We start from the raw sequence: 8,661 nt of genomic DNA, 5'->3' as shown, positions 1-8,661 counted from the left end.
TCCGAGGTGATGTGCAGCGGACCCAGCGGCACGTCGCGAGTGACGCCAGCCGCGTCGTTGACGAAGGTATAGGTTTCGGTGTCGGTGGTGGGCGCGGGGCGCTGGTTGTAGGCCATCGCGTCCTTGCGCAAGGGGTAGAGGTCGTCCGGCCAGTCGTCCGGCAGCACCAGCCGGCGCTCGTCGGGCAGGCCGACCGGCGTCAGGCCGTACATGTCGCGCACTTCGCGCTCGCCCCACACCGCCGCCGGCACCCGCGGCGTGACGGAAGGGAATTCCGGCCGCTCCGGGTCGATCCGCGCGCGCACCACCACCCAGCACTTGACCGGCCCTTCCATCGACAGCACGTAGTAGACGGCGAAGTGGCCGTTGAGCGGGCGCTCGTCGTTGCCGAACAGCACCGACAGCCAGCCCTCGTTCTGGTAATACAGCCACTCCACCGCCTCGGGCAGGCTGTCCAGCTTGACGGTGACCGTCAGTTGGTCAGCCGTTTGCCATGCCTCCTCCAGCACCGCGTGCGGGAAGCGTTGCTTCAGGCCATCCAGATAATTGCGGCCCAGTTTGTCGTCGTTCATGTTTTCTCCCAGGCCTCAGCGGATGACTACGGGGTGGTTGGCGGCGGCCAGCACCAGCTGGCTGGCCTCGCGCAGCAAGGTTTGCAGGCTGTCCGGCATGAACAGGCCTATCGCCAGCATGGCCAGCATCAGCAGAACCAGCGGCAGCAGCGTCAGCCAGCCGGCCTCGCCCGGCTCCACCTCGTCCGGCGCGGGGCCGAACAAGATCGCCGCCAGCATCCGCGCCAGCCCCGCCAACACAATGGTCAACAGCAGCAGCACGACGACGGTCAGCACGACATGGCCTTGCTTGAAGCCGGCCGCCACGATCAGGAACTCGCTGTAGAACACGTTGAACGGCGGGATGCCGCCCAGCGCCAGCGCGCCGGCGCCGAACAGCATGGCCGTCAGCGGCGCGGCGCGCAGCAGGCCCTTGACCGAGCCCATGTCCGGCGTGCCGTACTTGAGCAGCACATTGCCGGAACCGCAGAACAGCAGCGCCTTGGCCAGGCTGTGGTTGACGGTATGGAACAGCGCCGCCATCACGCCGAGCGGGCCGCCCAGGCCCAGGGCTATGGCGATCAGCCCCATGTTCTCCACGCTGGAGTAAGCCAAGAGACGCTTGATATGGCGCTGCGACAGGATGAACAGCGCCGCCACGGCCACCGACATCAGGCCGAAGGCCAGCAGCAGCGTTTCCGAGAAGCCCGGCCCCAGAGCGCGCGAAGCCAGCATGTGGAAGCGGATCACAATCAGCAGCGCGCAGTTGAGCAGCACGGCGGACAACAGCGCGCTGACGGGGCTGGGCGCCTCGCTGTGGGCGTCCGGCAGCCAGGCGTGCATGGGGAAGAAGCCGGCCTTGGTGCCGAAGCCGATCAGCACGAAGACGAAGGCGATGCGTGTCAGCGCCGGGTCCAGCTGATGGGCCATGGCCAGCAGCGTGGTCCATTGCGCCGCGCCGCCGTGGTCGCCCAGCAGGCTGGCGGCGTTGGAATAGACCAGCACCACGCCGTAGAGGCCGAAAGCCACGCCCACGGTGCAGATCACCATATACTTCCATGCTGCCTCCAGCGAGGAACGCTGACCGTAGAAGCCCACCAGGAAGGCCGAACCCAGCGTGGTGGCTTCCACCGCCACCCACATCATGATGACGTTGTTGGCGGTGACGGCCAGCAGCATGGTGAACAGGAACAGCTGGAAGAGGGCGTAGTAGCCGCACAGCCGCTCCGGCCCCACCTCGCCGTGTTGCAGCTCGTGGCGCATATAGCCTATCGAGTACAAGCCGGTGGCGAAACCGAGCACGCCTATCAGCGCCAGGAACAGCGCGCCCAGCGCATCGATGCGCAGCCAGCCGTCCAGCGCCTCCAGCGGGCCGCCGGCCAGCGCCTCGGCGCAGGCGGCCAGCGATAGAACCAGCAGCAGCGTGACGCTGGCCAGGTGAACCAGGCTGGCCAGCCGCGCGCAGGCCGAGCCGGCAAGGCGGCTGCCCGCGCACAGCGCGGAGGCCAGCAGCGGAATCAACAACAGAAAAGCAAGCCAATGCGTAGCAGTCATGGCCTCAACCCTTCAAAGCGGTCAGTTGCCGCACGTCCAGCGTTTGCAGCGTGCGATGAATGCGGCGCGCCAGCAGCGCCATGATCAGCACCGCGCACACCGCGTCCGTGGCGATGCCGATCTCCACCACCTCCGGCGCTTTGCCGGCCATCAAGGCCAGCGTCAGGTGGGCGCCGTTCTCCATCAGGCAGTAGCCGAAAATCTGCTTGAGGATGTTGCGCGAGGTGACGATGCAGGCCAGACCCAGCAGGAAGTGTCCCAGCGACACCGCCAGCGCCGGCTTCAGGTGCGCCACCACCGCCAGCCGCACGGCATCCACCGCGTACCAGCTGACCAGCACGATCAGCGCCGCCAGCGCGGCCATCCAAGCCGGGCCGAGCAGGCCGGTCAGCTCAGGATCGTCCGGCAGCGGGCCGAGCAGCTTGATCAGGATCAGCGGCGCCAGCACCACCTTGGTGACAAAGGCCGAGGCCGCCCATAGCGTCAGCTCGTGCGAGCCCTGCACACAGGCGAGCGCCAGGAAAACCGCCACCAGCACCAGCGATTGCAGCATGTAGAAACGGGCGGCCGTCGCCACGCGATTGGCGCAAATCACCAATAGCGAAGTGACGATTAACAGCCCGGCCAGGTTGTTGACGATCAGCATGCCGTCCATCTGCGCCTCCTCATGCCAGCCACGCCGCAGCGATGAAGCTGGAAGCCAGGCTCATCGCCAGCAGCGCGGCCAGCACGGTTTTCATTTGCCAGGGCAGCGGCTGGGCCGCGGCCACCACGGGGGACGTCTCGCCCGGCACCGTCTTGCCGAACCAGCGCAAGAACCAGGCGAAGCTGGCCACTGATTCCGCCATCGCCAGCAGCATCAGCGGCAGCAGCCAGGGCTCGGTTTGCGATAGTTGGAAACCGGCGGCGAAGATGGCGAACTTGCTGAAGAAACCGTTGAACGGCGGCACGCCGGTGATTGCCAGCGCCGCCACGCAAAAGCTCACACCTAATAGCGGCGCGCCGCGCAACAGGCCGCGCAAGGAAGGCAGCATCCGGGTGCCGCAGCTGTAGCTGAGCGCGCCGGCCACCAGGAAGAACAGGCTCTTGGCGAAGGCGTGGTTGAAGATGTGGGCGACGGCGCCGTTGAAAGCCAGGCGCGAGCCGAAGGCCGACAGCGACAGCGCCAGGAAGATGTAGGACAGCTGGGTGATGGTGGAGTAGGCCAGCAGCCGTTTCATGTCCTTTTGTGGCAGATACATCCAGAAGCCGTACAGCAGCGTGGCGGTGGCCATGATGGCGCCCACCCAGCCCACCAGGTGCGGCACGCTGCCGGCGGCGTTCAGCGCGCGGGCGAAGATGTAGACGCCCACCTTCACCATGGAGGCCGCGTGCAGATAGGCGGACACCGGCGTCGGCGCTTCCATCGCGTCCGGCAGCCACATGTGCAGCGGCAGCTGGGCCGATTTGCCCCAGGCCGCCCACAGCACGCCCAGCAGCACCATGATCTTGGCGGAGTCGGGCAGGACGGCGATGGCTGAGAGGCTGAAGCTGCCGCTTTGGGCGAACAGCCAGCCTGCGGCCAGGTACAGGCCCAGCGAACCGATGTGGGTGATCAGCAAAGCTTTCAAGGCAGACTGCAGCGCCTTGGGCTTCTGGTAATAGCCGATCAGCCCCCAGGAGCAGGCGCCGGTGATCTCGAAACACACCAACTGGCCCAAGAGCGTGGACGACAGCACCAAGCCGGCCATCGCGCCGATGAACACCAACAGGTAGGCGTAGTAGCGCGGCGCGGCGGCGTGAGGGTGCTCGCGGTTGGCCGGCGTCATGTAGGCGGTGGAGTAGAGCGCCACCAAGAAGCCCAGCCCCACCACGGCCATGCCGATCAGCGTGCTGAGCCGGTCTATGGTGAGGCCTAACAGCTCGATGCCGTTGAAGCTGAGCAAAGGGTAGTGCGCGGCCATGCCGCCGGCCGTTTTGAACGCCGCGGCCAGCCAGATCGCGCCGATGGTCGCCAGCAGCGCGAACAGCGGCGCCAGGAAGCGGCCGACTGGGCGCGGGCTGGCCAATACCAGGGCCGCGCCGAGGAAGGGCAGCAAGATGGTCGCCAGAGCGAGGTGTTCCATGAATGCTCCTTAAAGACCGGTGAGATAGAAAACAAAGGACAGCGCGGCCAGGCCGAAGCCCACCCAGGTGACGCGCGCAGTGAGTAGGAAACGGCCGCGCGCCATGCTGTTCTCGATGACGGAGGCGATGAAGAACACCGCCAGCAGCTTGAGCGGCAGCCAGGCCGCTGCGGCCAGCAGCGCCCCCGGCGCCAGGCTGTCCGCCGCGCCCAGCGGCAGGAACACGCCCAGCATGAACTGCGCGAGCACCACTTTCTTCAGCGCCAGGCCGAGTTTCAACAGCGCCAGCGAGGGGCCGGAGTATTCGGTCAGCGGGCCTTCCTGCAGCTCCTGCTCGGCCTCGGCCAGGTCGAAAGGCAGCTTGCCCATCTCGATGAATACGGCGAAGGCGAAGGCGGCCAGCGCCAGGCCGATGGCGGCCGGCGACTGCAGATAGCTGCCGGACATGCCGGTGGCGATGGCGCCGAGATTGGTGCTGCCCTCGATCAAGGCCACCACCAGGAGCGCCAGCATCATGGTCGGCTCCACCAGGATGCCCAGCGTCAGCTCGCGGCCTGCGCCTATGCCGGCGAAGGAACTGCCGGAATCCACGCCGGACAGGGCGAAGAAAAAGCGCACCAGGCCGAACAGGTAGACGAAGGTGATCAGATCGGCCAGCGGGCCGGCCGGCGAGTGGCGGGTGAGCGCCGGCAGGGCCATCGCCAGCATCAGCATGGCGGACAGCTGCACCGCCGGCGCCAGGCGAAAGGCGAGGCCGGCCCGGCCCGGCGCCACGTCCTGGCGGCGGAACAGCTTGAAAATGTCGCGGTAGTCCTGCAGCACGCCGGGGCCGCGCCGCGAATGCATGCGGGCGCGGATCATCCGCGACACGCCGGTGAACAGCGGCGCCAGCGCCAGCAGCAGCGCGGCTTGGGCGATGGCCAGAGGGAGGGATTGCAATGGATGCATGGTGGTTCTCCTAGCGCGCGGCGATCAAGAGCAGCGCCAATAGCGCGATCACCACGTACAGGCAGTACAGGCGGAAGTCGCCGTGCTGCAGCCAGCGAATACGGGCCGCCAGCCGGTCCACCCATTGGGCGACGGGCAGGGTCAGCATCCGGTCCCACAGCGGCTCGGCGCGCGCGGCGCCGGCTATGGTTTTCTCCAGCGCGGCGTCCAGCCTGGCGGCCGGCGACAACTGGCCGCGCAGGCGGTAGAGCGGCGCGAACATGTGCGCCACCGGCTGAGTCAGGCCCTGCGGGCCGACCGACATCGAGGCTTCCTGCGCGTAGCCGCAGGCCCAGGCATCGCCCTGCTGGCGGCGGGCCAGCCGCGCGCCGCGCAGGATGGACAGGGCCAGCAGCACGCACAAGGGCAGCGAGATCAGCAATACCGCCAACAGCGGCATGGACACCATGGTTTGGGCATGCAGGCCGGGGTGGATGGCCAGGCCTTCCGTCACCGAGGCCGGCGCGGCGCGGGTCAGCGAGGCCGCCACATTGGCCATCAGCGGCGACACCGCGCTCGCCCCCACGCCCAGCAGCAACAGCGCCAGCGCGGCCAGCAGCATGGCCGCGCGCATGGGCAACGGCGCCTCGGTCGCCTCCGCCGCATGGCGGCTGCGCGGCGCGCCGGAGAAGCACATGCCGTAAGCCTTGACGAAGGCCATGGCCGCCAGCGCGCCGGTCAAGGCCAGCATCACCATGGCCAGCGGGCCGGCCAGCCGCAGCGCGAAGCCAGCGTCCTGGCTGACGGCGAACAGCGCCTGGTAGGTGAACCACTCGGAAACAAAGCCGTTGAACGGCGGCAGCGCGCAGATGGCCAGGCTGCCGGCGAGAAAGCTCAGCGCCGTCCACGGCATGCGCGCGGCCAGGCCGCCCAGCTGCTCCATGTCCTTGCTGTGGGCGCGGTAAAGAATGGAACCCGCGCCCATGAACAGCAGGCCCTTGAACAGCGCGTGGTTGAGCAGGTGGTAGCCGGCGGCGATAAAGCCCAGCGCCGCCAGCAAGGGCTGGTGCGAGGCCATGCCCAGCATGCCGGCGCCCACGCCCAACAGGATGATGCCGACGTTCTCCACGGTGGAGTAGGCCAGCAGCCGTTTCAGGTCCTGTTCGGCCAAGGCGTACAGCACGCCCAGCACGGCGGACACCGCGCCGATGGCCAGCACCAGCAAGCCCCACCAGGCGGTGCGCGCGCCAAGAATGTCCACGCCCACTTTAATAATGCCGAACACGCCTATCTTGACCATCACGCCGGACATCAGGGCCGAGGCGTGCGAGGGCGCAGCCGGGTGGGCGCGCGGCAGCCAGCCATGCAGCGGCGCCATGCCAGCCTTGGCGCCGAAGCCGAACAGGGCCAGCAGGAACACCGCGGAGGCGAGCGGGCCGTCCAGCCGCAGCGCGCGGAAGCTGTCGAAATCCAGGCTGCCGCTTTGCGCGTACAAGAGGAAGAAGGCAATCAGGATCAGCACCGAGCCGGCGTGGGCGATCAGGAAATACAGGAAGCCCGCGCTCACCGCTTCCTCGTCCTGCTCGAAAATCACCAGGAAGTAAGACGCCAGCGACATCGCCTCGAACAGGATCAGGAAGTAAAAGGCGTTGTCCATCGCCACCAGCGCCGTCATGGCCGCGATGAAAACATTGGCGAAGAAACCCATCGCGCCGACGCCGCGGCCGAGGTATTCCCGCATATAAGACCAGCCGAACAGCGAGGTCAGCATGGTCAGCGCCGAGATGGCCAGCAGCAGCAGCGCCGAGAACGGGTCCAGCCGCGCGGCGAAATGGGCGAATGCAAACGGTCCTTCCATCACCAAGCGTTCGACAGCGCCGCTTTGCAAAATCGGCAGCGACGCGGCTAGCCCGCAGGCCGCGCCAGCCATGCCGAATAGCGACGACGCGGCGATGGCTAACTTCTCCAGCCTGGCGAGCAGCAGGCTCAACAGCGCGCCCGCGCCGTACAGACAGACGGCCAGCGACAGCCATTGCAGGGGAGCGAGGCTCATGGTCTTTCCTCCGGCAGTTCCAGCTCCGCGCCCAGGGCCTGCAGCGCCGCCTGGCGGCGGGCGTGGGCGGCGCGCGCGAGCGCATCGTTGTCTTCCAGCCGCAGCGCCTGCATCGGGCACACCCGCATGCATTCCGGGCCATCGGCCAGGCCCTGGCACAGGTCGCACTTGATGGCGATGGCCTTCACGCCAGGCTCCCAGGCCAAGAGCGGCGACAGCGTGGCCTTGCTGTCATGCGGCGCGGCGGCCGGCTCGGTTTCCGCCTGCGGCGGCTGCCAGGCCGGGCTGACGGCGGCCACGCCGCTGCAGGCCGTGCCGGAGAGCTGGATGGCGCCGAAAGGGCAGGCGATGGCGCACAGCTTGCAGCCTATGCACAAGGTTTCATTGAGATCGACGGAACAGCCGGACAGCGAGATCGCCGCCACCGGACAGACGCGCGCGCAAGGGGCGTCGTCGCAATGGCGGCACAGCACCGGCGCGGTGACGGCGGCCGTGCGCGTGACGGCCAGCCGCGGATGCGCCTGCAGGCCGGCCGCGCGGTGCAGCGCGGAACAGGCGGCCATGCAGGTATTGCATCCATTGCAAAGCTCGGGCTCTGCAATGACGAAGCGGTTCATGATTCCCCCAAGTAAAGCCAGGCGGGGCCCGGGATGGCTTCTTACTTGCAGGAGGCGTGCCAGCTTGGTTTTCTCGGGTGGATGTCTTTGTTTTCAGAGGCTTGTCTGCGTGTGGACGTCGGGCATGCAGTGTCGATGCGGTGTCGGCGGGGAGGCGTCGTCGTCAGAAGTGACGAGGGTTGAAGGTAAAGATGGGGGCGATGGCGCGGGCAAGGCTCTTGGTCTGCCCGCCTACTCGCTTGCAAGGAGGGACGTAAACAAAACATTCACGATATTATGCTATTGGAATTATATGTTGTTGATGTCCTTTTCGGGAATTTTTGGTTTCAGAGCACTTCCAACTTTTCCATCAGGTAATTTGTTTTTTGTCGATGAAATATCACCATGTTTAGGGATGATTTTATGCGCTTTTTATTATTTCTTTCCCTTTTTTTAAGTTTTCCTTCTCTTGCTCAGATACAGTGTGACCAAAAGTCATGGTTGTCGACCGCGACTTGTGAAAGCCTGGAAGTGAAAAAACTTATAGGTGAAGTTTCTGCGGCGATGTCCATGAGAAACTGTAAGGGTGATGACGCAATCGAAATGAAGGATTTGGCAAGGGCATGGGGTCGGGAGCAGTACCATTGTGGGCTTGAAGAGGGGGAAGTCGCTTGTGTCGAAGAGAGATTGAAAGAAGAACTCAGTCTGTACAGTAAAATAGAAGGGTGCGATTTATCGAATCATGCGGTATTTTTTAAGCAGGTTGAACCATTTTATGTGTTAAGTGCCCACAACAAATTGGTTTGATTCTTGCTTGCACTCACCCGGACTCTACTCACCGCCGAACTCCATGAAGTGCACCGTACAACTGACCG

Annotated in this window: 8 protein-coding genes; 1 reads left to right on the top strand and 7 read right to left on the bottom strand. The window is 65.8% G+C overall.

Going from position 1 to position 8,661, the window contains the following annotated elements; all coding sequences use genetic code 11:
- The 7 genes from C2I19_RS14635 to C2I19_RS14605 all read right to left on the bottom strand — a co-directional run.
- Positions 1 to 572, bottom strand: a 572-nt coding sequence (locus tag C2I19_RS14635; RefSeq protein WP_199181199.1) for an NADH-quinone oxidoreductase subunit C, incomplete at its 3' end; no start/stop codon positions are given.
- A gap of 15 nt (positions 573 to 587) precedes the next feature.
- Positions 588 to 2,105: a hydrogenase 4 subunit F gene (locus C2I19_RS14630; RefSeq protein WP_103903432.1), complete on the bottom strand. Its 1,518-nt coding sequence runs from the start codon at positions 2,103 to 2,105 to the stop codon at positions 588 to 590.
- Between the two features lie 4 nt (positions 2,106 to 2,109).
- Positions 2,110 to 2,760: a hydrogenase 4 membrane subunit gene (gene hyfE, locus C2I19_RS14625; RefSeq protein WP_103903431.1), complete on the bottom strand. Its 651-nt coding sequence runs from the start codon at positions 2,758 to 2,760 to the stop codon at positions 2,110 to 2,112.
- 10 nt (positions 2,761 to 2,770) lie between these two features.
- Positions 2,771 to 4,210 (bottom strand): hydrogenase 4 subunit D, encoded by a 1,440-nt coding sequence (locus C2I19_RS14620; protein WP_103903430.1) that lies wholly within the window; start codon positions 4,208 to 4,210, stop codon positions 2,771 to 2,773.
- A 9-nt stretch (positions 4,211 to 4,219) separates the two neighbouring features.
- On the bottom strand, positions 4,220 to 5,158 hold the full coding sequence (locus C2I19_RS14615; protein WP_103903429.1) for a respiratory chain complex I subunit 1 family protein: 939 nt from the start codon (positions 5,156 to 5,158) through the stop codon (positions 4,220 to 4,222).
- Positions 5,159 to 5,168: 10 nt separating this feature from the next.
- The gene (gene hyfB / locus C2I19_RS14610) at positions 5,169 to 7,190 is read right to left on the bottom strand and encodes a hydrogenase 4 subunit B (RefSeq protein ID WP_103903428.1); all 2,022 of its coding nucleotides are present in this window, start codon (positions 7,188 to 7,190) and stop codon (positions 5,169 to 5,171) included.
- The gene (locus tag C2I19_RS14605; protein ID WP_199181198.1) at positions 7,187 to 7,753 is read right to left on the bottom strand and encodes a 4Fe-4S binding protein; all 567 of its coding nucleotides are present in this window, start codon (positions 7,751 to 7,753) and stop codon (positions 7,187 to 7,189) included. The genes hyfB and C2I19_RS14605 overlap by 4 nt, the downstream gene beginning before the upstream one ends.
- Positions 7,754 to 8,191: 438 nt before the next feature.
- Here C2I19_RS14605 and C2I19_RS14600 point away from each other — a divergent pair, with 438 nt between their 5' ends.
- Complete coding sequence (locus C2I19_RS14600; protein ID WP_103903426.1) at positions 8,192 to 8,593, top strand: hypothetical protein; 402 nt, start codon at positions 8,192 to 8,194, stop codon at positions 8,591 to 8,593.
- The last annotated feature ends 68 nt before the right edge of the window (positions 8,594 to 8,661 follow it).

The organism is Chromobacterium alticapitis (assembly GCF_002924365.1).
Taxonomy (GTDB): domain Bacteria; phylum Pseudomonadota; class Gammaproteobacteria; order Burkholderiales; family Chromobacteriaceae; genus Chromobacterium; species Chromobacterium alticapitis.
The sequence above is the reverse complement of the archived record's forward strand: the minus strand, read 5'-3'. Positions and strand labels throughout refer to the sequence as shown.

Excerpts from the sequence above, each read along its gene's own strand:
- C2I19_RS14605 (WP_199181198.1), bottom strand. The coding sequence starts at position 7,753 with ATGGCCGCCTGTTCCGCGCTGCACCGCGCGGCCGGCCTGCAGGCGCAT.
- C2I19_RS14600 (WP_103903426.1), top strand. The coding sequence starts at position 8,192 with ATGTTTAGGGATGATTTTATGCGCTTTTTATTATTTCTTTCCCTTTTT.
- C2I19_RS14615 (WP_103903429.1), bottom strand. The coding sequence starts at position 5,158 with ATGCATCCATTGCAATCCCTCCCTCTGGCCATCGCCCAAGCCGCGCTG.
- C2I19_RS14620 (WP_103903430.1), bottom strand. The coding sequence starts at position 4,210 with ATGGAACACCTCGCTCTGGCGACCATCTTGCTGCCCTTCCTCGGCGCG.
- hyfE (WP_103903431.1), bottom strand. The coding sequence starts at position 2,760 with ATGGACGGCATGCTGATCGTCAACAACCTGGCCGGGCTGTTAATCGTC.
- C2I19_RS14630 (WP_103903432.1), bottom strand. The coding sequence starts at position 2,105 with ATGACTGCTACGCATTGGCTTGCTTTTCTGTTGTTGATTCCGCTGCTG.
- hyfB (WP_103903428.1), bottom strand. The coding sequence starts at position 7,190 with ATGAGCCTCGCTCCCCTGCAATGGCTGTCGCTGGCCGTCTGTCTGTAC.